The 24,225-nt window shown below is 66.6% G+C and carries 18 protein-coding genes; 8 read left to right on the forward strand and 10 right to left on the reverse strand.

Translation table 11 applies throughout. The features are described 5' to 3' along the window. Positions 1–29: 29 nt before the first annotated feature. The 4 genes from NNX38_RS06720 to NNX38_RS06735 all read left to right on the forward strand — a co-directional run bounded on the left by NNX38_RS06720 (position 30) and on the right by NNX38_RS06735 (position 5,957). Positions 30–1,193, forward strand: a complete 1,164-nt coding sequence (locus NNX38_RS06720) for an exonuclease SbcCD subunit D (RefSeq protein WP_255797308.1) — start codon at positions 30–32, stop codon at positions 1,191–1,193. Continuing rightward, positions 1,190–4,255, forward strand: coding sequence for an AAA family ATPase (locus NNX38_RS06725; protein WP_255797309.1), 3,066 nt, complete (start codon positions 1,190–1,192; stop codon positions 4,253–4,255). Before NNX38_RS06720 ends, NNX38_RS06725 begins: the two co-directional genes overlap by 4 nt. Positions 4,256–4,353: 98 nt before the next feature. Beyond that, a complete protein-coding gene (locus NNX38_RS06730) occupies positions 4,354–5,688 on the forward strand; it encodes an MFS transporter (protein ID WP_255797310.1) in 1,335 nt (444 codons plus the stop codon). Positions 5,689–5,786: 98 nt separating this feature from the next. Beyond that, the gene (locus tag NNX38_RS06735) at positions 5,787–5,957 is read left to right on the forward strand and encodes a hypothetical protein (RefSeq protein WP_255789884.1); all 171 of its coding nucleotides are present in this window, start codon (positions 5,787–5,789) and stop codon (positions 5,955–5,957) included. Positions 5,958–6,032: 75 nt separating this feature from the next. Here the strand turns inward: NNX38_RS06735 and NNX38_RS06740 are convergent, their stop codons facing one another. From NNX38_RS06740 to NNX38_RS06765, 6 genes are all read right to left on the reverse strand, one after another. Next, entirely contained in the window at positions 6,033–6,998 is a 966-nt protein-coding gene (locus tag NNX38_RS06740) for a serine/threonine-protein kinase (protein WP_255797311.1), read from the reverse strand. A 152-nt stretch (positions 6,999–7,150) separates the two neighbouring features. Beyond that, complete coding sequence (locus tag NNX38_RS06745; protein WP_255797312.1) at positions 7,151–7,963, reverse strand: alpha/beta fold hydrolase; 813 nt, start codon at positions 7,961–7,963, stop codon at positions 7,151–7,153. A gap of 3 nt (positions 7,964–7,966) precedes the next feature. Then, entirely contained in the window at positions 7,967–8,296 is a 330-nt protein-coding gene (locus NNX38_RS06750; protein WP_227918229.1) for a biotin/lipoyl-containing protein, read from the reverse strand. Further along, on the reverse strand, positions 8,289–9,254 hold the full coding sequence (locus tag NNX38_RS06755) for an alpha-ketoacid dehydrogenase subunit beta (RefSeq protein ID WP_255797348.1): 966 nt from the start codon (positions 9,252–9,254) through the stop codon (positions 8,289–8,291). Before NNX38_RS06755 ends, NNX38_RS06750 begins: the two co-directional genes overlap by 8 nt. A 133-nt stretch (positions 9,255–9,387) precedes the next feature. Beyond that, a complete protein-coding gene (locus tag NNX38_RS06760; RefSeq protein WP_255797313.1) occupies positions 9,388–10,407 on the reverse strand; it encodes a thiamine pyrophosphate-dependent enzyme in 1,020 nt (339 codons plus the stop codon). Positions 10,408–10,513: 106 nt separating this feature from the next. Beyond that, positions 10,514–11,950, reverse strand: a complete 1,437-nt coding sequence (locus NNX38_RS06765; RefSeq protein WP_255797314.1) for an amino acid permease — start codon at positions 11,948–11,950, stop codon at positions 10,514–10,516. 185 nt (positions 11,951–12,135) lie between these two features. Here NNX38_RS06765 and NNX38_RS06770 point away from each other — a divergent pair, with 185 nt between their 5' ends. Genes NNX38_RS06770 through NNX38_RS06780 form a run of 3 tightly spaced genes read left to right on the forward strand, consistent with a single transcriptional unit; the run spans position 12,136 to position 15,511 of the window. Beyond that, positions 12,136–12,612, forward strand: a complete 477-nt coding sequence (locus NNX38_RS06770; RefSeq protein WP_255797315.1) for an Lrp/AsnC family transcriptional regulator — start codon at positions 12,136–12,138, stop codon at positions 12,610–12,612. A 35-nt stretch (positions 12,613–12,647) separates the two neighbouring features. Next, entirely contained in the window at positions 12,648–14,048 is a 1,401-nt protein-coding gene (locus NNX38_RS06775) for a M20/M25/M40 family metallo-hydrolase (RefSeq protein WP_255797316.1), read from the forward strand. After that, complete coding sequence (locus tag NNX38_RS06780) at positions 14,048–15,511, forward strand: MFS transporter (RefSeq protein ID WP_255797317.1); 1,464 nt, start codon at positions 14,048–14,050, stop codon at positions 15,509–15,511. The genes NNX38_RS06775 and NNX38_RS06780 overlap by 1 nt, the downstream gene beginning before the upstream one ends. On the opposite strand, the gene NNX38_RS06785 is transcribed toward NNX38_RS06780, so the two are convergent. Beyond that, positions 15,508–15,963, reverse strand: coding sequence for a MarR family winged helix-turn-helix transcriptional regulator (locus NNX38_RS06785; protein WP_255797318.1), 456 nt, complete (start codon positions 15,961–15,963; stop codon positions 15,508–15,510). The genes NNX38_RS06780 and NNX38_RS06785 overlap by 4 nt on opposite strands. Before the next feature lie 9 nt (positions 15,964–15,972). Beyond that, on the reverse strand, positions 15,973–17,097 hold the full coding sequence (locus NNX38_RS06790; RefSeq protein WP_229949427.1) for an LLM class flavin-dependent oxidoreductase: 1,125 nt from the start codon (positions 17,095–17,097) through the stop codon (positions 15,973–15,975). A 445-nt stretch (positions 17,098–17,542) separates the two neighbouring features. Here NNX38_RS06790 and NNX38_RS06795 point away from each other — a divergent pair, with 445 nt between their 5' ends. After that, positions 17,543–19,354, forward strand: a complete 1,812-nt coding sequence (locus tag NNX38_RS06795) for an HNH endonuclease signature motif containing protein (RefSeq protein WP_304661558.1) — start codon at positions 17,543–17,545, stop codon at positions 19,352–19,354. Between the two features lie 120 nt (positions 19,355–19,474). On the opposite strand, the gene NNX38_RS06800 is transcribed toward NNX38_RS06795, so the two are convergent. After that, positions 19,475–22,609, reverse strand: coding sequence for an efflux RND transporter permease subunit (locus tag NNX38_RS06800; RefSeq protein ID WP_255797319.1), 3,135 nt, complete (start codon positions 22,607–22,609; stop codon positions 19,475–19,477). A gap of 119 nt (positions 22,610–22,728) precedes the next feature. Further along, positions 22,729–24,219, reverse strand: coding sequence for a malate:quinone oxidoreductase (locus NNX38_RS06805; protein ID WP_255797320.1), 1,491 nt, complete (start codon positions 24,217–24,219; stop codon positions 22,729–22,731). Between the last annotated feature and the right edge of the window lie 6 nt (positions 24,220–24,225).

Raw genomic sequence — 24,225 nt, forward strand, 5'->3', positions numbered from 1 at the left:
TGTCGGAGCCGGGCTGTAGTTTTTAAGACATGCGTTTACTGCACACTTCAGACTGGCACCTGGGCCGTTCCTTCCACGGCGTGGGGATGCTCGACGCCCAGGCGGACTTCATCGACGCCCTGGTGGACACTGTCCGGGAACAGCGGGTGGATGCCGTGCTGATTGCAGGGGACGTGTATGACCGCGCGCTTCCGGCGGTGGACACCGTGCGCCTGCTGGATTCGGCACTGGAACGCATCACCGGGGCCGGCGCGGTGGTGGTGCTGTCCAGCGGCAACCATGATTCCGCCGCCCGGCTGGGATTTGGCAGCGCACTTTTCGAGCGGGCCGGCGTGCACCTGCGCACGCGGTATGAGGACATTGCCCGGCCCGTGATCCTGCCCGCCGAGGGCAGGCCGGTGGCCGTCTACGGCATCCCGTACCTCGAGCCCCGCCTCGCCGCCGGGGAGCTGGGGGTTGAGGTCCCGAACCACTTCTCCGTCACCGCGGCGGCCGTACAGCGGATCCGCGAAGACATCCTTGCCCGTGAACGTGCGGGCGAACCCGTCGCTTCCGTGGTCATGGCCCATACGTTCGCCAGCGGCGGCATCAGCAGCGACAGCGAACGAGACCTGGCTGTGGGCGGCCTTGGGGCCGTCCCCCTGGACCTCTTCGAAGAGTTCTCCTACACAGCCCTGGGACACCTGCACGGCCGCCAGCAGCTCAGCCCCACGGTCCGCTACAGCGGCTCACCGCTCCCGTATTCCTTCTCCGAGGCACGGCAGGCCAAGGGCGGATGGCTGTTGGAGTTCGACGGCGGCGGCGTCGCTTCCGTGGAGGCGGTCACCTGGCCGGCCCGGCGCCGGCTGGCGGTGCTGCGCGGCAAGCTCGAGGACCTGCTGGCGGACCCGGACCTTGCCGAGGCCGAGGAAGCCTACTGCCAGGTCACCCTGACGGACAGCCAGCGGCCGGCCAAGGCCATGGAACTGCTCCGCACGCGGTTCCCCGACACCCTGGTTCTGGCTTTTGACCCGGAGGGCGGCGCCCGGGGACCGGCCCAGACATACAGCCAGCGGCTGGCAAAGGCCACCGACGATCTCGACATCTGCTGCGGCTTCCTTGAGCATGTCCGCTCGCGCAGTGCAGCGGATGAGGAAAAGGACCTCTTCATCGAAATCCTGAACAAGGTCCGCGAAGCAGAGGCCGCACAGTGAGAATCCACCGCTTGGAAATGCAGGCCTTCGGTCCGTTCGCAGACCGGCAGGTTATCGACTTCGATGAGCTGGGCACCCACGGGCTCTTCCTGTTGAACGGACCTACGGGGGCGGGGAAGACCAGCGTGCTGGACGCCATCTGCTTCGGCCTCTACGGCACCGTCCCCGGTGCCCGCCAGCAGGGACGCCGGCTGCGCAGCGACCACGCTGCCCAGGACACCCCACCCGAAGTGGTCTGCGAGTTCAGTTCCGGGGTCCGTCGTTTCGAAGTTGTCCGGAGCCCTCAGTGGGAACGTCCGGCCAAGCGCGCGGGCGGGAAGGGCACGGTCACCGAGCAGGCCAAGACGCTGCTGCGCGAGTTCGTTGACGGCGCCTGGGTCCAGAAGTCATCCCGCAACGACGAAGCCTCTGCGGAAATCACCGAGCTGCTCGGGATGAACCGGGACCAGTTCACCCGCGTGGTGATGCTGCCGCAGGGGGATTTTGCGGCCTTCCTGCGCGCCGATGCGGCCTCGCGCGAGCAGCTGCTGCAGCAGCTCTTCGGCACCTCCCGGTTTGAAGACATTGAACGTCGCCTCAAGGCCGAGCTTGTCGAAGCCACCGACCGCTTTGAGACGGCGCAGGAGCAGTCCGAGCATGTGCTGCGTCGTGCACGTGACGAAATCCGGCGCTACCGCGGCGAAACGGCAGACGGCAACGGGCCGGATGACGGCGTCGAGGCCGAGGGCGGGGAAACGGAGCTCGAACAGTTCCAGGCGGAGCTCGACTCCCGGACCGCCGCTGCCCGCAAGGAACTCGCGGAGCTGATGACGGCGCGGGAAAGCGCCGAGAAGCACCTGCAGGAATTCGAGCACCGCCGTGCCCGCGGCGTGGCCCTGCAGCAGCTGATCCGGGACGAAGCAGAACATGCCGCGTCCGAAGCGGAGATTGAGCCCCAGCGGGCCGCGCTTGCGACCCACGCTGCCGCTTCCCTGCTGGCAGGCAGCGTACGGGCTCAGGAAGCCGCCGCCGGGCGGGCGGAAAACCGCCGCTCCGAAGCCGCAGTGACCCTGCAGGCGCTGGCCGACCATGTGCTGGCCCCTGCTTACCCTGTGGCGTCCTACACCGTGTCGTCGGCCGCAGAGACACCGCTGCCGGACGGTTTGGAGGCCCGCGTGAGCGCGGATCTCGCAGCTGCGCGTGCTGCGAGAGAAGACGAAGAACGCACCGAAGCCCTGCTCGCCCGCGCCGGAGCGGAGACGGACGCTGCCGAAGCATTCCGGGTACAGGCCGTCGACGCCGACGCATCGCTGGACTCCCTACGGGCGGAAGAGGCGGAGCTGGCCGGCGAAGCCGCCGCGCTGGGACGGCTGGCGGAAGGCGAAGCGCGGGCCGAAGCAGCCTTGGCCGCCGCCGAAGAACTGGTCGCGACCATCAGCAGTTATGCCGCGGCAAACGAGCGTGCAGCGGTGACGGAGAAGGCGGCTGCCGACGCACGCCAGGAGTATCAGGATCTGCGGCAGCGGTGGCAGGATCTGCTGCAGTCACGCCTGGACCAGGCAGCTGCGGAACTGGCACAGGAACTTGCAGACGGCACGCCGTGCCCGGTGTGCGGGGGACTCGAGCACCCGCGTCCGGCAGAGCTGCCGGACGGGGAGGCTCCGGTCACCCGCGAAGCCGAACAGGCAGCCAAGGCACGCGCTGGCAAGGCCGAAGCGGCCTACGAAGAAGCCCGGCGTTTGGCCGGTACCGCTGCCGAGGAGGCTGCAGCCCTTCGTGCCCGCGGGGGTGCAGGGGATGCCGCCTTCGCACAGGACCAGCTCGATGCGGCCCGCGCAGAGTTGGAGGATGCCCGCGGGGCCGTCCGGGCGCTGGCCGAAGCAGACCGCCGGCTCACTGCAATCGCTGTTGAACTCGCGGCCGCCGAGGCTGCCCGGTCCGAGGCGCTCATTTCCGCGGCACAGGCGGATTCCCGTGCCGCGGCGGCCCGCGAACAGGCGGCGGAACTGTCGGAGCGCCTGCGGGAGGCGCTCCAGGGCTTCCCGAGCATCAGTGAACGGGTCCAGTCCCTGGCCTTGTTCGCGAAGCTCGCCGCCGCCGCGCGCGAGGCAGCAGGCGCGGTCGCCGCGGCCGAAGAGGAGCTGGACCGGGTGAGCGCTGAACTGGACGCTGCCCTGGCTGGAACGACCTTTGCCTCGGCGGCCGAGGTTACGGCTGCATTGCTCGACGCCGCCACCGCAGACGCCTATGCGCTGGCTGTTTCGGACTGGGAAGAGCAGGGCCGCAGGCTGCTGCTGCGGCGGGAATCCCAGGCAGCGGCCGGCCCGGACGACGCCGCGGGGGAGCCGCTGGCCGTGCCGGACGAGGAAGACGTGGCGGAGGCGGCAGACGCGGCCGCGGCTGCACGGAAGGAACAGGAAGAGGCCGCCCTGCTCGTCCGCCTGCTGGAAGGCTCGGCGGTGCGGCTCGCGGAATACTCTGCCGAGCTGGAGGCGGCGCTTGAGCGCACCGCGCCCCTTCGCGCCCGGCGGGACCTGCTGCAGTCGGTGGCAGACACTGCCCGGGGCGGTGGCGAAAACCAATACAAGATGACGTTAAGTACCTACGTCCTGGCAGCCCGGTTGGAGCAGGTGGCAGCGGCTGCCACGGAACGGCTGGCGGCTATGACCGGAGGCCGGTACGCGCTGGTACACAACGATTCCAAGTCCGGAAACCGCAAGGCCGGCCTGGGCCTGCACGTCACTGACGAGTGGACCGGACAGCACCGGGATACTTCCACCCTCTCCGGCGGCGAAAGCTTCATGGCCTCCCTGGCCCTGGCCCTGGGGCTGGCCGACGTGGTCCAGCAGGAAGCGGGAGGGGTGAACATTGAAACCCTGTTCGTGGATGAAGGGTTCGGCAGCCTCGACGAGCAGTCTCTGGAACAGGTCATGGACGCGCTGGAAGGACTGCGCGACGGCGGCCGTGTGGTCGGGCTCGTCAGCCATGTGGCGGAAATGAAACAACGGATCCCGGCGCAGCTCCAGATCCTCAAGGGCCGCAACGGTTCCTCGGTCCGTTACAGCGCCGGCGTTCCCGGTTAGGTTCACCGGCCCGGCATGGGTAAAATCGACGGGTTACAAGGGTTGTGCGCACCGGGAGGGGGGACGGTGCGCGGTTCGACGTATCTGGATACCGCACCATGACCCAAGACACCTCCACCCCCACTCAGGCACCAAGCCCTGACTCCACGCCTGCCGACCCGGGGAAGACTCCGTCCGCCGGCGGCCGCTACCAGGCCATCTTCGCCCTGGCCGGCAAGTCATTCTTCCCCATCGCCTTCCTCGCACGGCTTCCCCTGGCCATGCTCACCGTCGGTGCACTTACCCTCATTACCGAGGTTTCCGACTCGTACGCGCTCGGCGGCCTCGCCGCAGGCGGCGTCGGTGTCGGCTCCGCGGTGGGTGCCCCGCTGCTGGGGTACCTCGCGGACCGGATCGGACAGCGCCCCGTCCTCCTGGGCACCGCCGTCCTGAACCCCGTGGCCATCGGCTTGTTCCTCCTATCCGCCGCGCTTCTGGATCCGGCCGACGCGCCGTTCTGGATGCTGGCAGCCGCATTGTTTATGGGTGCTTCCTGCCCCCAGGTGGGGCCCATGGCACGCGTCCGCTGGATGGCAATGACCGCCCGCCGTCCGCAGGGCCGCGAGATGGACACCGCCCTCGCCTACGAAGGAACCGCGGACGAACTGACCTTCGTGCTCGGGCCGGCCCTCGTGGGCCTGCTCGCCGCCGCCGTCGCCCCCTGGCTGCCGCTTGTGCTGGCGGCAGTGCTGACGGTCACCATGGTGACCGCCTTTGCCGTACACCACACCGTGGAACACGTTGTCCCCACCTCGCGCCGCCCGAAGATCGCCCGCAAGGGAGCAGCGCAGGGCATGCCGGATCCGGAAGCGCCGGCCCCGCGGGAACGTCCGCAGTGGCTGCTGATCATGGTTCCGGTACTCGGCATGGTCGCCATGGGGTCGTTCTTCGGTTCCACCCAGACCAGCCTCACGGCGTTCGCCGGCAGCTTCGGCATGGCCACTTCCGCAGGCCTGATCTACGCGGCCATGGCTTTGAGTTCCGCCGTTGCTGCCCTGTCCGTGGCCTTCTGGCCTGAGCGGTTCGGCACTGCAGGCCGCTGGGTCCTGTGCGCCGCGGCGATGCTGGCGTTCACCCTGCTCCTGTTCCTGCCCTCGAGCATCGGCACCATGGTTGTTGTGCTGCTGATTCTGGGTCTCCCCGTGGGGCCGACCATGGTCAGCATCTTCGGCATCGGCGCCATCGTGGCCCCGCGCGAGCTGATGGGTACCGTAATGACCCTGCTGGCCAGCGGCGTCGTCACCGGCCAGGCGCTGGGTTCCTCCGTGGCTGGCGGACTGGCGGATTCCTTCGGCCACAGCCACGCCTTCATCGTTCCGACTGCTTCAGCGGCAGCCCTGCTGCTGCTGAGCCTGGTCGCTGTCCGCGCAGCCCGCAAACGTTCTGCGGCCTGAACAGGGCGGCTGCCGAACCCATCGGCAGGTGTTGGCCGGGCCACAGTTGGCCTAGTATCGAATAAGTAGGCCAGCGAGCACCACAAAGGAGAAACACCATGGGAAATACCGAAAAGGAAGCCGGCCAGGGGGATCAGTCGAAGACGGGTTCGCAGGGCGGCCCCGAAGGCACCATCCCCCAGAGCGAGGACGGGATCGCTGCGGCGAGCACCGAAGAAGCCTCGAACTTTGAGCCCGAAGAGGATGAAGCGGCCGACGACGGCAAGTAGCCTTTCCTGACTTCAAAAAAACGGATCGGTCCCGCGGGACCGATCCGTTTTTGTGTCTCTCCAGGCTAGCCCGGCCTAGCCCAGACTGGGGGCATGCTGCGGCGGGGCCGGAATATAGATGTTGCCCGTGGTAGCGCCGCCCGTTGCGGATTCTCCGGTGTCCGGATCGCCGAAGGCGGAGCTGCCCGGCGACGGGACAGGTCCGTCCAGCACCATGGCTTCGGAAGCCAGGGAACGAAGCGCCACTGCCACTTCGTGTGCCTCGGGGCGTGCGTCCACGAGGCGGGATGTCATGGCCCGAAGGATGCCGGTCCAATCCGGTCCCACCCACTCGGGAATCTCGGGGTCACGGAGCAGGCGTGCCACGGCTGCTTCCACAATCGGGCCGGGGAATGCCTTTTCCCCGGTAAGGCATTCCAGGAGCACCAGGCCCAGTGAGTAGACGTCGGTCCGCGGATCCACGGCAGCCCCCTGTGCCTGTTCCGGGCTCAGGTAGTTCGCGGTTCCGATGGTCGCACCGTTGGCGGTGGCTACGGTGGCCTCGACCATCCTGGCGATCCCGAAGTCGGTGAGCCGCGGGTACAGGCGGGTGTCCATGTCTTCCTGCGGGAAAAGCAGGATGTTCGCAGGCTTTACGTCGCGGTGGATCACGCCGTTGCTGTGCACGTAGTTCAGCGCGTCGGCCAGATCGGCGCCCAGCGCCGCCGTTGCCGAGGAGGAGAGGGGGCCTTCCTTGAGCGTGCCGCGCAGGTCCGGTCCGTCCACCAGCTCCATCACGAGGAAGCTGGAGCTGCGGCCCTCGTCATCAACGTTGACGCCGGCGTCCAGCAGGGTGACCAATCCCGGATGGTTCAGGGTTGCCAGCAGCTGCATTTCGATCTGCTGGCGGCGGGTTTCGTCATCCTCTCGGAACCCGGCGTTGAAAAGCTTGACGGCTACTTCCCGCCCAAGGTTCTCGTCGACTGCACGGTAGACGGCAGCAGCACCACCGGACCCTATGAGTTCGGTGGTGCGGTACCGGTGCCCCAGGAGTACATCCACGGGTGTCCTCCCTTGAGGGTCAAAGATGAAGCAGGGAATCTCGCGGAACATTAATCAGTAGGCTGATCAATGTCCGGCTAGCCCCCTAGCCTTTTCATCTTAGCGTGCACCCGGAAATGCTGGCGGAATAACCCGCCGCCGTAACCAAGCTGTTATTCGCCGGCCAGGAACTCCACTGCAGCGTTTTTGAACGCCCGGGAGGTTATGGCGTTCGTGTGGGTGCGGGCGGGAAGGGATACCAGCTCGGCCTGTCCGCTCAGGGCTGCCAGCTTGGGCGCTGTCGCCGCGAGGTCGTCGCGTTCCCCGGCAACCAGGAGCAGCGGCATGGAAGGAACCGCCGCTGCGGGGGAGAAGGGTTCCTCCTTGATGGCTTCGATCATCCGGAACAGGGCGGCCAGGTTATTCTGCGGAACCAGCTGGGCCATGCGCAGCAGTTCGGCGGTGCGGGGATCCGCCACCGGTGCCCCGCCCGCGGCTGCTTCACGGGCGGCATCGAGGTCGAAGTCCGCCAGCGGGTCTCCGCTTCCCGGCCCTCCGAGCACCATGCGGTGCACGAGTTCGGGCTGGGTCGCACCGAATTCCCAGGCGAGGCGGGAACCGAGGGAGTAGCCCACCACGTCCAGGCCGCTGGCCGGGTCGCCGTCGGCCAGCGGAGCAACACCCGCGTCCTGAAGTACCTGCAGCAGGTCCGCGCGGATGCGGCTGGGGCGGTAGGAATCGAGGTCCTCCGGTGCTGCACTGCCGCCGTGGCCGGGCAGGTCCACGGTAATGATCCGGCGTCCCGCAGCGGTCAGTGCCGTGATCCACCCAGAGTCGTGCCAGTTCAACTGCGCACTGGAGGCGAAGCCGTGCAACAGGAGGACGGGACGCAGCGCCGTCGTGCCCGCAGCACCGCCGGCAGGGTCGATAATCTCCACCGAAAGGCGGGGATCGGTGCCTTCCACCAGGGAGCCGTAGTCGGCCACTGCCTAGTCCTCGTCCAGTGCGGCGGTCAGCCGGACCCGGCGGCGTGCCGGAGCTTCCTGCGGCACGGTGCCTACGATGCCGGCGGTGTTGTCCGGAACCTCGAAGACGATAAGCGGTTCGCCCACGTTGATCGTTTCCCCGGGCTCGCCGTAGGTGCGTGCAACGCGGCCGGCCTGCGGGGAGGGCAGCTCCACCGCGGATTTGGTGGTTTCCACCTCGACCAGCGGCTGGTTGCGTTCCACCTGATCACCCACGGACACCAGCCATTCCAGCACGGTGGCCTCGATCAGGCCTTCGCCGAGGTCGGGAAGGGGGAAGGGGATTTCAGCCACGCCGGTACTCCAATACTCGCTGGATCCCGAACAGGATGCGGTCGATGTTCGGGATGTATTCGTCTTCAAGATCGCCTGAGGGATACGGTACGTCGAATCCCGTGACCCGCCCAACCGGAGCGCGCAGGGTATCGAAGCAGCGTTCCGTGATCAGGGCGGCCACTTCGGCGCCGAGACCGGAGGTCAGCGGCGCTTCGTGGACGACGACGGCGCGCCGGGTCCGGGCGACGGAGGCGGCCAGCCCCTCGGCGTCGATCGGCTTGAGCCACCGCAGGTCCAGGACCTCCACCTCGATGCCGTCCTCGGCAGCCAGCTCGGCTACGGAGAGGCAGCGGGCCACCATGGCACCCCATGCCACCAGCGTGACGTGCTTGCCCGGACGGACCACCTTGGCACCCTCCACGGGGCCGGCGTCGTCCAGGAACACGTCGCCCTTCTGCCAGTAGCGGGACTTCGGTTCCATGAAGATCACCGGGTCCGGAACGGCTACGGCATGCTTCAGCAGATGGTAGGCCTCGTGCGGGCTGGACGGGGAAACCACTTTCAACCCCGGAACGTGGGCGAAGAGCGCCTCCAGCGACTCGCCGTGGTGCTCGGGGGCGCGGATGCCGCCGAAGCTGGGTACCCGCAGGGTCACCGGCATCGGCATGGTGCCCCGGCTGCGGTAGTTCATCCGGGCCAGCTGGGTGACTATCTGGTTCACCGCCGGATACGCGAAACCGTCGAACTGCACCTCCGGGATCGGATGGAAACCGGCCATGGCCAGCCCCACGGACATGCCGAGAATGCCCGACTCCGCCAGCGGGGTATCGAAAACGCGGTCGGCGCCGAAGCGCTGCTGCAGGCCGTCGGTGATGCGGAAGACACCGCCGAGCCGTCCCACATCTTCGCCCAGGACAACGGCCCGAGGATCCTCGGCCAGTGTTTCGGCCAGGGCACGGTTGAGGGCCGCCTGCATCGAGAGGTTTTCCACCCGGCCGTCGCAGTCCTCCGGGGACGGGGCCAGGGGGGACTGCTCCTGCGCGGCGGTCTGCTCCGTGTTCCGGGCAGCGGCTTCCAGGTCGGAGGACGCCACGGCGTCGCTTAGCTGCTCAGACATGTTCGGATTCCTCCCGCCAGGCGCGGGCCTGGGCTTTGAGTGCTTCGGTGGGCTCGGCGAAAACAAAGTCGAACATTTCCCGTCCGGGCCGCGGGCCGAGCGCCATGACACCTTCGCGGACGGCGTCCGCGTTGGTCTTGGCATCCTGCAGCGCGGTGTCCAGGAACGCGTCGTCGGCTATCCCGTCGGCGAGCAACCGGTCTGCCAGCAGCTGGACCGGATCCGCGCCTTCGTCGCGCCGTTCCTCCGCCAGGCTCCGGTACCGGCCGGGATCGTCGCTGGTGGAGTGCGGGCCGCGGCGGTAGGTCATGGCCTCGATCAGTACCGGTCCGTGTCCGGCCCTGGCGTGAGCGGCGGCCTCCCGCGTGGCGAGGACGACGGCGGCGGCGTCGTTGCCGTCCACGGTGATGGCCTTCATGCCGTACCCGGCGGCACGGGCGGCGACGGTTCCGCCGGCCACCTGGGCCTCGGTGGGCAGGGAAATGGCCCAGCCGTTGTTCTGGACGAAGAAAATGACCGGCGCCTTCAGGACGCCGGCGAAGTTCATTGCTTCATGGACGTCGCCCTGGGAGCTGGCGCCGTCGCCGAAGTAGGTCAGGGCCACGCCGGGGTTCCCGGCGAGGGTCTGGCCGTGGGCCCAACCCACGGCGTGCAGTACGGATCCGCCGACCACTGCCTGAATCGGGGCGAGCCGGGTCTGCACCGGGTTGTAGAGGCCGCCGTGCCAGCTGGCCTTATGGGTGGACATATAGGCGGTCATGTCCACGCCCATGGTCAGAGCCACCCCCATTTCCCGGTAGGTGGGGAAAACGAAGTCATGCTCGGGGTCCATGGCGAAGGCGCTGCCCACCTGGGCGGCTTCCTGGCCCAGTTCCGGGGCATACCCGGGGATGATGCCCTGACGCTGCCAGGCGATTGCGGCGAGGTCCAGCTGCCGGACGGCGGTGACCAGGCGGTACAGCTCCCGGAGTTCCTCCGCCGGCAGGGCCGCAGGTTGCAGATTATTGTCCATAGTCCGCAATTTAGTGGTTCACGCCACAGTCAGCAAACAGCGCCCCGAACATGACACAGTCTGTACAAATGTGGCATTCGGCAGTCGACTGTGCTTGGCAGTTTGCCTATCCGGCCTGGTTGCCTCGGTCCGCGGGTGCGGTGCGGACCTTGGCGGCGCTGCGCCGCTCGAAGGACCAGGCCAGCAGTACCAGCACGGTGCTGAGGGCCGCCGTCGCCAGCAGTTGGATACGCACATCGGGGTCGAAGAAGCCCAGGACCACGATTCCTGCGAGCAGTGCCAGCGCAAAGTAGGAGAGCCAGGGGAAGGCCCACATCTTGAACGTGAGTTCGACGCCGGCCGCTTCCGCCCGCCGCCGCAGGATGATCTGCGAAACAATGGAGATGCCCCAGACCACCAGGCAGGTGGAGCCGACGGTGTTGAGCAGGATCATCAGCACCGTGTCGGGGTAGAGGTAGTTCAGCACCACGGCGATGAAGCCGAAGACCACGGACGCCAGCACGGCCCGGCGGGGCACTCCGCCGGAGCCGAGGCGGCCCAGGGCAGCCGGAGCCCGGCCGCGCTCGCCCAGGGAGTAGATCATCCGGGACGCGCCGTACAGGTTCGCGTTCATGGCGGACAGCAGTGCAATGACGATGACGACGGCCATGACCGTGTCCGCGCCGGGTACCTTCGCTGCGTGCAGGACGGCTACGAACGGCCCGGTGCTCAGCGCTTCACTGTCCCAGGGCAGCACGGTGACCATCACCAGCACCGAACCGATGTAGAAGACCAGGATCCGCCAGATCACCGAGTTAATGGCTCCGGCAATGTTCTTGGACGGCTCTTCGGTGTCCGCCGCCGCGATGGTGATGATCTCGGTGCCGCCGAAAGCGAAGACCACCAGCAGCAGTCCTGAGGCCACCCCGGTCAGCCCGTTGGGCATAAAGCCGCCGTTGTCGAAGAGGTTGGAGGTGCCCGGCGACGGGACGCCCGGAAGCAGTCCGGCCACAAAGGCGACGCCGACCGCCAGGAAGATGATGATGGCCGCCACCTTCAGGATGGCAAACCAGTACTCGAATTCACCCAGACTGGCAGCCCCGGCCAGGTTGACGGCGGTAAACACGATGATGAACGCCAGCGCCAGCATCCACTGCTCGACGCCTGGGATCAGGGAAGCGACGATGGCCGCGGCGGCCGTGGCCTCCGCGGCTATGACGATCACAATCTGGAACCACCACATCCACCCGACCGTGGTGCCCGCCGTGCGCCCCAGGGCTTTCTCGGCATACACGGAAAACGCACCGCTGCTGGGATCTGCCGCCGCCATCTCGCCCATCATGCGCATGATGAGAATCACCATGGTTCCGGCAATCAGGAAGGAGATCAGCACTGCGGGACCGGCGGCTGCGATACCTTCGCCGGACCCTACAAAGAGGCCGGTGCCGATGGCACTGCCGAGGCTCATCAGGACAAGGTGCCTCGGCTGCATCTTCTTCGCTCCGGACGGTTCCCCGGCCGGAAGTGCAGTATCAGTGCTGGACGGGCGGGCGGAACTGGGCATAACAGGGGAGGCCTTAGAACGAACGGATGGGCTGCCGGTGCGGGCACCGGCCGGCAGGGATGCTGCCGCGGGTCTGTACACCGGATTCCATCTTAAGGCCGGTTTGTGTGTCCTCTGTTCCGGCAGTCGGCCGTGCTGCCTTTACAATTTGTACACTGCCTGTGCTTAGTCCCGGAAAGGACCCCATGCCCACCGACGCGCTGGACGCCCGTATCGTCACCCTGTTTACCGACAACCCGCGTATGTCGGTGCTCGAGGCCTCGCGCCGGCTCGCCGTTGCCCGGGCCACCGTGCAGGCACGCTTGGACCGGATGCAGGAGACCGGAGTAATTGCCGGGTGGGGTCCGCGGATCGACGCCGAGGCCCTGGGCTACGACGTCATCGCCTACTGCTCGCTCACCATCCGCCAGGACACAGGCCACGACGCAGTGGTTGCGGCACTGTCCCGGATTCCGGAAATCCAGGAGGTGCATACCGTCTCGGGGGAGAGCGACCTGCTGGCGCGCGTGGCGGCGCGGTCCAATTCTGACCTGCAGCGGGTGATTGACGCGATAGTCGCCACCAACACCGTCCTGCGGACCTCCTCGGTGATTGTGCTGAACACGCACTTCCAGGGGCGGATGCTGCCCCTGCTGAATGCCGCAGCAACACCGGAAGCCTGAGCTGTGATGCACCGCACAGCCGTTACACTCGCCCCATGCTCAGCTCTCCCACGGCGCTATCCGCCGCTGCACTCGGCCGCGCGGCCGCCCCGAAGCTTGCCCGGCTCCTGACGTACCGCACCGTTTCCTCGCGGGTGCCCGAGGAAATGGAGCCGGACCAGTTCGAAGCCTTTATTGCAGCGCTTCCGGAACTCTTCCCCCTGGTTTCCGCCGCCCTGCAGCTGGAACGGGTCAACGGATTCGGGCTGCTGTACCGCTGGCCCGGGACAGCGTCACCGGAGGCCTCACCGGAAGCTGCGGCGGGGGATCCGGCGGACGGCAGGGGTCCCGCGGTGCTGATGGCCCACTATGACGTGGTCCCTGTGGAGGACCCGTCGCGCTGGGACTACCCGCCGTTCGCCGGCACGGTCACGGAAACCTCCATCGAAGGCCGCGGCGCCCTCGATGACAAGGGTGCGCTGGCTGCCGTCCTCGAAGCGGCTGAACAGCTGCTCGCTGAGGGGTTCGCACCCGCAGGGGACATCTACTTCTCGTTCGGCAACAACGAGGAAACGGCCGGCGATACGGCTGCTGCTGCCGCTGCCCTGCTCGCGGAACGCGGCATCCGTCCCTGGCTGGTGCTGGATGAAGGGGGAGCGGTCGCCTCGGGTGCCTTCCCGTTCGTGTCTGCGCCGCTCGCCGTCGTCGGCGTCTCCGAAAAGGGCATCCTCGACGTCGAACTGGCGGTCGAGGACGCCGGCGGGCATGCGTCCACGCCAAACCGGATGGGCGCAACGGCGCGGCTGGCCCGCGCCGTCGTCCGCCTGGACCGCCGTCCTTTCCCGGCGTCCCTTCCGGAGGTAAGCGTGGAAATGGTCCAGCGGCTGTCCGGCTCGGCACCGCTGCCGCTCCGCCTGGTGCTGGGCAACGCCGCCCACCTGCGCGGTGCGCTCACCCGGGTGTTCGGCCTGCTCGGCGGGGAGCCCAACGCCATGACCCGCACCACGGTGGCGGTGACCCAGCTGCGGGGAAGCAAGGGATCCAATGTCCTGGCCACGCGCGCTACGGCCAATGCCAATATCCGGGTGGCCGTGGGTGAGACGGTGGCGTCCACGGTGTCGCGGCTGCGGTCGATCATCCGGGACCCCCAGGTGAGCCTGCGCGTGGTGGAGGGCAACGAGCCGTCGCCGGTCTCCGCAACGGACAACGCCCAGTTCGCCCTGCTGGAGGAAACCATCCGGACCTGCTTCCCGGATGCCGTCCCGGTGCCGTACATCATGCTGGGCGGAACCGATGCGCGCCGCTTCACCTCCATCTGCGACGCGGTGTACCGTTTCGCCCCCTTCCGGATGAGTGCTGCGGACCGGGCCAGCATCCACGCCGACAACGAACGGCTGGGCATTGAAACGTTCGGTGAGGGCATCGCGTTCTACAAGGCCCTGATGGGTGCGCTCTGATGTCCGCGCCGTCCCTGCCCGGGCTGCGCATGATCGGCCCCCTCGTGGGGTTCCTGGTGCTGGTGGAAATCACCAGCGGCATCCTGCAGGGCTACTACACGCCGCTGCTCACTGACATTGCCCGCAATTTGGGGATCGACGACGGCGACGTCAACTGGTTTGAATCCGCCCAGCTGATGCTCAGCGCCCTGGCCGTGCCCATCCTGGCGAAGCTGGGGGACATCTACGGGCACAAGCGCATCCTGCTGGTCTCCACGGTCCTGACGGCGGCGGCTTCCTGGGGAGTTGCCGTGGCACCGGACTTCTGGACGTTCCTGGCCGCGTGGTCGCTCCAGGGGTTCTACGTGGTCTGGCTGCCGATGGAAATCGCCCTGATCTTCAGCCGGGTGCGCCACACCCCGAACCGGGCCGTGCTGACCCGCAAGGCGGCAGGCCTGCTGGTCGGCGCACTCGAGCTGGGCGTGATCGGCGGAGCCCTGCTGGGTGGAGTGCTGGTGGAGCACCTCCCGCTCTGGCTCACGCTGTGCGTGCCCGCCGCCGCGGTGACGCTGTGCATTTTCGCCGTGCACTTCGGAGTGCCGGAATCCAGCTCCCTGGACGGCGGGACGGTGGACCGCACCGGCTTCGTCCTGCTGGCGGTCGGGCTGCTGCTGCTTACCTCCGGGCTGACCTTCCTGCGGATCAACGGTCCGGATACCTGGTGGGTGTGGGCGGTCCTTGCCGCCGGTGCCGCCGCGTTCATTCCCTTTGTCCGTTACGAGCTCGGGCAGAAGGATCCGCTGGTGGACTTTCGGATGCTGCGCAGCCCGTCCATGTGGCCGGTCCAGCTGACGGCGGGGCTGTTCGGCATTTCGGTGCTTGGCGCCCAGGCGCCCATGTCCACGTTCGCCCGCACCGATCCCGGACTGCACGGCTACGGCCTGGGACTGGCGGCGTCGCAGGTGTCCATCATCATCGGCACCTACGTCTTCGCGCTGCTCGCCGGCGCGCTGCTCTTCCCCCTGGCAGCCCGGAGGACCACCCCGAGGAACACCTTGGTAGGTGCGTCGCTCCTGGTCGGTGTCGGCTACGGGCTCTTCCTGCCCTTCCATGACACCCTGCCGCAGGCCCTAATGAACATGGTGGTCGCCGGGCTGGGGTCGGGGGCGTTGGTGGCTGCGCTTCCCTCGGCTGCTGCCGCGGCGGCGCCGCTGAACAGAACCGGCATGGCAACCGGACTGACCAACACCACCAAGACCATCGGCGGGTCCTTCGCTTCGGCGGTCTTCGGAATTGCGCTGGCAGGCGCAGCTGCGGACGCTCTCTCGAGTTCAGCCGCCGACGCCGGGACGGTGGCACCGCTGGAGGGCTACCTGACGGTCTGGGCAGTGTGTTCGGTGACTGCGTTTATTGCCGCGGCCCTCCTGCTGCTGGTGCCCCGGCTGGCATTCGCCGATCCGCCGCTGACGGAGGCGGCCGCCTAGTCCGTCAGGCTGGCCAGGACCTTGTCCGTCAGTTCCTTCAGGCGTGCCAGCTCAGCGTTGTCCAGGGCCGGCGTCAGCAGTTCGTGGATTCCGCGTACGTGGATGCGGCCCAGCCGCCGTTGGACAGCCCGCCCCTCATCGGTCAGCGAAAGTTCCACGCCGCGCTGGTCCTGTTGTGCCGGCCGGCGCTGCACCAGGCCCCGGGCTTCAAGCCGGTCCACCATCCGGCTCAGGCTGGGCTGGCTGATGAGCAGGTGCTCGTTGAGCTCGTTGAGCCGTAACCAGCCGCCGGGGCAACGCGTCAGGTTGAACAGGACGTCGTACTCCCGCATGGTGAGCTCCCGGAATTCCGGATCCCGCTGCAGCCGCCGCATGACGCCGACCTGGACCCGGAACAAGGATTCCCACGCTTCGGCTGCCTGTTTCGCCGTGACGTCGTTTGTTGAGTGCATTGTCCCAGCCTACTGAACCGCAGGAGACGGCGATGCAGATGACGAGGCAGGCTTCACATCTGCCTTCCGTGCTGCCACCCGTGCGGCGTGGGTAGGTCCTTCGGGAACGTCGTCCGGACGGCGGGAATCGAATTCCCTCCGCAGTTCCGGCAGCACGTACTCGCCGAAGAGGTCCAGCTGCTCCAGCACCGTCTTGAGGGGCAGTCCTGCATGGTCGATCAGGAACAGCTGGCGCTGGTAGTCACCGAAGTACTCCTGGAAGCTCAACGTTTTCTCCAGTACCTCCTGCGGGCTGCCCACCGTCAGCGGGGTCTGTGCGGTGAAGTCCTCCATGCTTGGCCCATGGCCGTATACCGGGGCGTTGTCGAAGTACGGGCGGAACTCGTTGACGGCGTCCTGGGAGTTCTTGCGCATGAAGAACTGTCCTCCGAGTCCCACAATGGCCTGATCGGCGCGGCCGTGGCCGTAGTGTTCGTAGCGCTCGCGGTACAGGCCGATCAGCTGCATGTAATGCTCCTTCGGCCAGAAAATGTTGTTGGCGAAGAATCCGTCTCCGAAGTAGGCGGCAATTTCGGCCACCTGCGGCGTACGGATGGAGCCGTGCCAGACGAAGGGGGCGACGTCGTCGAGCGGGCGTGGCGTGGCCGTGAAGTTGTGCAGCGGGGTGCGGAACTTGCCCTGCCAGTTCACGGTTTCGTTGTCCCACAGCTGGCGCAGCAGGTTGTAGTTCTCTACTGTCAGTTCCACCGAGTCCTGCGGATCCTTGCCGAACCAGGGGTAGACAGGCGCGGTGTTGCCGCGGCCAAGGACCAGATCCACCCGGCCGTCCGCGAGGTGCTGGAGCATCGCGAAGTCTTCCGCGATCTTCACCGGGTCATTGGTGGTGATCAGCGTTGTGGTGGTGGAGAGGATGATCCGCTCCGTTTGTGCGGCAATGTAGCCCAGCAGAGTGGTGGGGGAGCTGGCATAGAACGGCGGATTGTGGTGCTCGCCGGTGGCGTAGACATCCATGCCGATTTCTTCGACCTTGCGGGCAATGGCCACGGCGGCCTTGATGCGCTCCGCCTCGGTCGGGATTCGTCCGGTGACGGGATCTCGGGTGATGTCGCTGACGCTGAAGACGCCGATCTGCATGGTTGCCTCCGGAAGTTCGGGTGTTTCTAAAGTATATGCATATGCATACATCTCACCTAACCGTTACGGGATTCGGTTCATTCCCGGTCCGGGCTCCGGTTCGGTGGGTGCGGGTGCGGGTGCGGGGTGGGTGCGGCGGTGTTAGTGGTGCGGCATCGTTCGGTTGGGGTGCGGCCTGTGGGGTCGGGGCGCTCGGGTGTGCGCTGGGTGGGCGACGACGGTCCGGTCACGTTGCGGGGGAATGGCGCGGCCGGTGGACGACGCTGGCGTGGCGGTTCGATTGCTGCCGCTGGACGCGAAAATCGTTTCTGGCCAACTCCACGAGTGTGCCGGTTTTCAGGGTAGGTAGTCGGGGGTGAAAAGACGGGTAATCGAGTTTTCCGGAGAGGCCGTTTTGGGTCTGTTTTCGGCCTGGGAATGTCAGTGCCGGATGAAATCCTGAGGTATGGATCAGCTCGGGAATACCGAACCGAAAACTGAAGAACCAGGCAGGGACCAGGCGCCTCAAGGGCAGGCCGGCGACACGGAGGCGCCCTGCTCTCCCGTCACTCTGGCGGTGTATCGCGCGGAACTTGCTGTCGCGCCTGCCGGCCCTGCGGGGGCCGCTGCCGCGGGTACCCCTGCTTCTGCTGCAACTCCCGAGAACGACGCCGAGAATGACGCCGAGGCTGACGCCCGGCCAGTCGGCAATCCCGTTCCTGATGCCGGGCCTGGTCTTGCCGAGCCAGCCGATCCCGGAACTCCCGCCCCCGAATCAGGGGCACCCGCCACCCCCGATTCCGAAGCCGACCCGGAGGGTTCCGGGGCTGCGACTGCCGGTGCTCAGGGGAGTCCTGCTGAGGCCTACCCAGACGGGTTTACCGGGACGTTGGCGCTGCAGAACCTTGAAGCCTTTGACGAGCAGATGGTGGGCGATGCCCTGTCCCGGATGGCACATCTGATGTCCTGGGTGCAGGCACAGGAGGCGCGTCTGGTGAACCGGATGGAAGAAATCTTCCGGGACAGCCTTTTTGCTGCGTCGGGGAGGCTCGAACCCGGGATGGCGTTCACCCTGGCAGCGTCCGAATGCGCCGCCATTTTGAACGTTCCGCAGGTGACCGGTCAGCGGCTCCTCAGTGAGGCCGGGCAGCTGTGCGGCAGCCATACGGCGACCTTGGCCGGGCTGGAAGAGGGACGGTTCTCGTACCAGCATGCGCAGGTGGTCTTGGACCAGTGCCAGAATGTTCCCGCCTCCAAGCTTCCTGAGTTTGAAGCAGACTTGCTGGCCGCTGCGGAGGGCCAGACGCGGGCGCAGTTCTCCTGCAAGGCACGACGGCTGCGCGAGAGGAAGTTTCCCGAAACTGTCAGCAAACGGCACCTGACCGCGTTCGAGCAGCGCAAAGTCACTATGGATCGGGAAGAGGACGGCATGTCCTGTCTCTCCGCGCACCTGCGGGCAGAAGAAGCCCAGCAGATCTACACAACGCTCAGCAATGCGGCCCGGGGAGAGCAGTCCGCCGGAGATTCCCGTTCCACGGATCAGCTGCGTGCGGACATTCTGGCGCAGCTGCTGATGGGCAGCCTTGGCTCAACCCGTGTCACGGATGCCAGCGCGGCAGTCGGTGAGAGCGGAACCGGCGGCGGTGCGGCATCAGGTACGCGCGGAACCGGCGGCGGTGCAGCAACAGGTGCGCGCGGAACCGGTAGAGATGGCGTAGGACCGGACGAGGGAATCATTCCGCGGGCGGAAATCATGGTGTTGATCAACGCCGAGACCCTCTTCGGCGCCGATGGCCAACCTGCCGAGCTGCACGGTTACGGACCCATCAGCGCTGAAGAAGCCCGCAGGCTCGCCCGCAACGCGACCGGATGGACCGGACTCGCCCAAAACCCGCAGACCGGAGAAATACTCGGCGTGGGACGACGCCGAAAAGTCCCGGCCGGACTCCGCCGATGGCTCCGCGCAAGGGACGGAACCTGCAGGTTCCCCGGCTGCCGGGTCAGCACTGCAAACTCGGATATCGACCACACCATCGATTGGGCGAAAGGTGGCCCCACGGACCAGGGAAACCTGGAACATCTGTGCCGTCGTCACCACAGGTTCAAGACCCTGGGTTTCTGGAAAGCGTGCCAGCCCGAACCCGGGGTGATCGAGTGGACATCACCGACCGGACGCGTCTATCGCACCGAGCCGTTCCTGGAACTCGGACCACCGCAAGCGGCCGTAGACCAGACCATGGTTCCGCGGCAGGAATCGGAGACTGTGCCACCATTCTGAACCTGCGCTCGTTCTGAGCCCGCCCCGCTCTGAGCCCGCCCGCCGTTCTGAGCCCGCCCCGCTCTGAGCCCGCCCCGCGCGGCTGCGCCTGCATCGGCGTCCAGACGGGGCTAATCCCGGCTAGGCGCGAGACTCTGCCTCGCTCACCTGCACCAGCTTCTGCTCCTTCCGCTGCTGCCGCCTCTCGCGAGACCCTTCCACCAATCGGTAGAGGACCGGCACCAGAATCAGAGTCAGGGCGGTAGAGGAGATGAGCCCGCCGATCACCACAATGGCCAGAGGACGGGAAATGAAGCCGCCCTCGCCCGTGACGCCCAGAGCCATCGGAGTGAGCGCAAAGACGGTGGCCAGAGCGGTCATGAGGATCGGACGCAGACGCTGCCGGGCGCCGCGGAAGATGGCATCCTCCACGTTCATGCCGGGTTCGTTGCCCCGAGGCTGCCGGTACTGGTTTATCAGGTCCATCAACACAATCGCATTGGTCACCACAATGCCCACAAGCATCAGCATGCCCACCAGAGACGGAAGTCCCAGCGGAACGCCGGTCAAGAGCAGCAGCAGGACGGCACCGGTGGCAGCGAACGGAATGGAGACGAGCAGGATCAGCGGCTGCAGCAGGGACTTGAACGTCGCCACCATGATCACGTAGACAATGGCAATGGCTGCAAGCAGAGCCAGGCCGAGCTGCGTAAAGGATTCGTTCTGCTGGGTGGCAGCACCGCTGAGCTCGGCGGTAACGCTGGTCGGAAGGTCGACTTCCGCAAGCCGTGACTGGACTTCGGTGATGGTGGCACCAAGGTTGTCGCCGTCGGGAGAAACGGAGACAACGGCAGTGCGTTCGCCGCCGGAGGAGGAGACCGACGTCGGCACCTCCACCTCTTCCACCGTGGCCAGCGCGCTCAACGGCACGGAGCCGGATCCGGCCGGCACGGAAATGCCGTTCAACTGCTCCAGTGAGGTGATGGGAGTTCCTTCACCAATGAGCACGGGCAGGTCATCGGTACCCAGACGGACAGTTCCCGCCGGAAGCGGGCTGATGGTGGAAGCGACCAGCCCGGCGATCTGCTGCTCGTTCAGGCCGGCAGCAACAGCTTTGCCCCGGTCGATGCTGATCTGAACCACCGGCTGGGAGGAAGAAAGGTTGCTGCTCGCCTCGGCGACGCCGGGCAGGTCGGACATCGCCTCGACGATGGCATCGCTGGCAGGCTGCAGCTCCGACGGATCTCCGGCGGACAGGGAAATATCCACCGTGTTGGACGTGCCGAAACCGCCGCCGGTACTGCCCAGGGTGACCTCGCCGGCGTCGTCCACGTCCTCGAGCGCAGACAGCACGGTATCCCGCAGGGCCACTTGGTCCACACCTTCCTCAGTGATGACGGTGAAGTTCGCAACCGAGGAGCCGCCGCTGGTAAACGCCGCAAGCCCGGAGGTGGAGGTGCCCATGGTGACCTGGACGTCCTTGACACCCTCGGTCCCGCCCAGGATGTCCTCAACGTCGGCAGCGGCCTCGGAAGTCCGTTCGAGGGAGGTGCCGGCCGGCAGCTCCTGCCGCACGCTGAAGGTGTTCTGTCCCGTGTCGCCCAGAAGGTTGGTGGGCAGCAGCGGGGTCAGGGCCGCCGTAGCCACCAGAATGATCAGCCCGGCGGTAACCGTGTAGACGGGGTGGCGCTGGGTAGTGCGCAGGATCGGCAGGTAGCCGCGCTGCAGGAGGGTGCGCGACTCGCGTTCTTCGGCCTCGGCACGATAGGCGGCCGGATCGGCAACCGGAGGGGAGGATTTCAGGAACCAATAGGCCAGGACGGGCACAATCGTCAGGGACACCAGCAGCGAGGCCAGCAGCGCGAGCGTCGTGGTCACCGCGAAGGGACGGAACAGCTCGCCCGCCAGGCCGCCGACAAAGGCGATGGGCGCGAACACCGCCACAGTGGTGAGGGTCGACGCCGTCACGGCGCCGGCAACTTCGCGGACGGCAGTGAGGATGGCACTGCGTTTGTCCTCGCCGTAGCCCAGATGCCGTTTGATGTTCTCGATCACCACAATGGAGTCATCCACGACGCGGCCGATCGCGATGGTCAGCGCACCGAGGGTGAGGATGTTCAGCGAGTACCCGAACGCCAGCAGCCCAATGAAGGTCACCAGCAGCGACAGTGGAATGGACACTGCCGTGACCAGCGTGGAACGCAGGGAGAGCAGGAAGACCAGGATCACCAGCACGGCGAAGCCGAGGCCGAGCAATCCCTCTGTAGTGAGATCGGAAATGGACTTTTCGATGAACGGGGCCTGGTCGAAGATCACCGTGAAGACTGCGCCGTTGCCCAGTTCGTCCTGGAGCGAGGGCAGCAGGTCCATGACTTCGTGGGAAATGCCCACGGTGTCCCCGGCCGGGGTCTTGGTGATGGACACGGCCAAGGTGGCCTCACCGTTCGTCCGGGTGATGGAGCTGGCTTCATCCTCAGTGACATCCACCGAGGCCACGTCACCGATGGTGACCGGCGTGCTGCCCGGTGACGAACCCGAGGACTCGACCGGCAGGCCGGAAATCTTCTCGAGGCTGTCCAGCGGAGCGCCGACCTGGATCGACAGTGTCCGCCCGTCTTCCTGGACCGTTCCGGCCGGCAGGAGGGCACCGCTGTTTTCCAGTGCATCGACGATGGCCGAGGGGGTGACCCCGGAGGCGGCCAGCGCGGCGTCGTCGGGCAGGATGGCCACGTGGCGGGTGGCACCGCCGGTGACCTCTGCGGTACGTACGCCCTCGATCTTCTGCAGGCGGGGAACGGTCAGGCGCTGCAGGTCTGCATTGAGCTCGGCCAGCGGTTCATCCGAGGACACCGCAAGGTAGACAATCGGGAAATCGCTGATGCTTCCGGCCAGCGACTGCGGATTGGCATCGTCGGGAAGCAGCTGGCGGGAATTGGAAATGGCCCGGTCCACCTGTCCGCGTGCCCGGTCCAGATCGGTTCCGTAGGCGAAGGTCAGGCTGATCGTGGAAATCCCCGACCGGGACGTAGCCGAGGAAGACTCGAGGCCTTCGACGGCGGTGAGCGCACCTTCCAGCGGCTCGCTGACCTGGGCATCAACCACATCGGGGGAAGCGCCCGGCAAGGCGGTGATCACGCTGATCTGCGGGAACTCCAGCGACGGGATCAGTTCCTGTTTCAGGGAGCCCATGGAGATGACTCCGAAAACAGCCACAAAAACCGTGATCAGGGCAATGAGCGCCCTGTTGGAGAGGGACAGCTTGGCCAAACGGTCCATGATCCTGCCTTAGGAAGGGCGAACTGGAGTTGGGCGACGCGGCCCGTGCCGACGTCGTAAATCGCTGTGCGGCGCAGGTCCGCCCCGAAGGGGAACCTGCGCCGCGGATACTGCAGGTGCTAGGAAAGTCCCAGGACCTTATTGGTGTCGGCTTCGATCTCTGCCGCCAGCTGCTCGTTCTCGTTGAGCTTGACGCCGTAGCCCGGGATCATTTCCTTGATCTTCGGCTCCCAGCCGTCGAACTGGCGGGGGAAGGCGCGCTTGAGCAGGTTGATCATGATGGGCGGTGCCGTGGAAGCGCCGGGGGAGGCACCGAGCAGGGCGCCGATGGAACCATCGGCAGCGGTGATGAGTTCGGTGCCGAACTGCAGCACACCGCCCTTCTTCGGATCCTTCTTGATCACCTGCACGCGCTGGCCTGCGGTGATGAGGTCCCAGCCCTCGGTCTTCGCGGAGGGCATGAATTCCTGGAGGGCCTGGGTCTTGCCTTCGCGGGTCTTCATTACCTCGGTGACGAGGTACTTGACCAGGCTCATGTTGTCCTTGGCTACGCCCAGCATGGGCACCAGGTTGGACGGACGGACCGAAAGGGGCAGGTCCAGGTAGGAGCCGGTCTTCAGGAACTTGGGCGAGAAGCCGCCGTACGGCCCGAACAGCAGCGAACGCTTCCCGTTGACGAAACGGGTGTCCAGGTGCGGGACCGACATGGGCGGAGCGCCGACCGAGGCCTGGCCGTACACCTTGGCGTTGTGCCGCGAAATGATGGATTCGTCCGTGGAGCGCAGGAACTGGCCGGAGACGGGGAAGCCGCCGAAGCCCTTGCCCTCGGGGATGCCGGATGCCTGGAGCAGGTGCAGGGCACCTCCGCCGCCGCCGATGAAGACGAAGCGGGCCGAGACGGTGCGGGTGGTGCCGGTGGCACGGTCCTTGACCTTGACATCCCAGCCGCCGGTGGAAGACCGGGACACGTTGCCGACTTCGTGGCCGAAGTGCAGGTTTACGCCGTTGGCGCCCAGGTAGTTGGTCAGTTCACGGGTCAGCGCACCGAAATCGACGTCGGTGCCACCGGCGACGCGGGAGGCGGCAACGCGCTGTGACGGGTCGCGGCCTTCCATGATCAGCGGTGCCCATTCAGCCAGCTTGGCCGGATCCTCGGAGAACTCCATGGTCTTGAACAGGGGCTGCGCGCTCAGCGACTCGTAGCGGCGGCGCAGGTACTCGGAATGTGCGTCACCCCAGACGAAGCTCATGTGCGGCAGCGGGTTGATGAAGTTGTTGGAGATGTGGCCTGCAGAGACCAGATGCGACCAGAACTGCCGGGAAACCTGGAACTGCTCGTTGATGCCCACCGCCTTCGCCGGGTCAACGGAGCCGTCGGCAGCGGCCGGGCTGTAGTTCAGTTCGCAGAGCGCGGCATGGCCGGTTCCTGCGTTGTTCCAGGGATCGGAGCTTTCCAGCCCCGCCCGGTCAAGGCGCTCGTAGAGGGAAATGTCCCAATCTGGCTGGAGTTGCTTCAGGAACGCACCAAGGGTGGCGCTCATGATGCCGCCGCCGATCAGCAGTACATCAGTTTTCGTTGCGGAATTATCCGCCGGGCTATTAGCAGTCAACTTGTT

Source organism: Arthrobacter sp. zg-Y238, assembly GCF_024385525.1.
Taxonomy (GTDB): domain Bacteria; phylum Actinomycetota; class Actinomycetes; order Actinomycetales; family Micrococcaceae; genus Arthrobacter_B; species Arthrobacter_B jinronghuae.

Bases quoted from the DNA above. Each gene is read 5' to 3' on its own strand.
- NNX38_RS06720 (WP_255797308.1), top strand. From the start codon at position 30: ATGCGTTTACTGCACACTTCAGACTGGCACCTGGGCCGTTCCTTCCAC.
- NNX38_RS06730 (WP_255797310.1), top strand. From the start codon at position 4,354: ATGACCCAAGACACCTCCACCCCCACTCAGGCACCAAGCCCTGACTCC.
- NNX38_RS06735 (WP_255789884.1), top strand. From the start codon at position 5,787: ATGGGAAATACCGAAAAGGAAGCCGGCCAGGGGGATCAGTCGAAGACG.
- NNX38_RS06755 (WP_255797348.1), bottom strand. From the start codon at position 9,254: ATGCAGGCGGCCCTCAACCGTGCCCTGGCCGAAACACTGGCCGAGGAT.
- NNX38_RS06760 (WP_255797313.1), bottom strand. From the start codon at position 10,407: ATGGACAATAATCTGCAACCTGCGGCCCTGCCGGCGGAGGAACTCCGG.
- NNX38_RS06765 (WP_255797314.1), bottom strand. From the start codon at position 11,950: ATGCCCAGTTCCGCCCGCCCGTCCAGCACTGATACTGCACTTCCGGCC.
- NNX38_RS06770 (WP_255797315.1), top strand. From the start codon at position 12,136: ATGCCCACCGACGCGCTGGACGCCCGTATCGTCACCCTGTTTACCGAC.
- NNX38_RS06775 (WP_255797316.1), top strand. From the start codon at position 12,648: ATGCTCAGCTCTCCCACGGCGCTATCCGCCGCTGCACTCGGCCGCGCG.
- NNX38_RS06780 (WP_255797317.1), top strand. From the start codon at position 14,048: ATGTCCGCGCCGTCCCTGCCCGGGCTGCGCATGATCGGCCCCCTCGTG.
- NNX38_RS06785 (WP_255797318.1), bottom strand. From the start codon at position 15,963: ATGCACTCAACAAACGACGTCACGGCGAAACAGGCAGCCGAAGCGTGG.
- NNX38_RS06790 (WP_229949427.1), bottom strand. From the start codon at position 17,097: ATGCAGATCGGCGTCTTCAGCGTCAGCGACATCACCCGAGATCCCGTC.
- NNX38_RS06795 (WP_304661558.1), top strand. From the start codon at position 17,543: ATGGATCAGCTCGGGAATACCGAACCGAAAACTGAAGAACCAGGCAGG.
- NNX38_RS06800 (WP_255797319.1), bottom strand. From the start codon at position 22,609: ATGGACCGTTTGGCCAAGCTGTCCCTCTCCAACAGGGCGCTCATTGCC.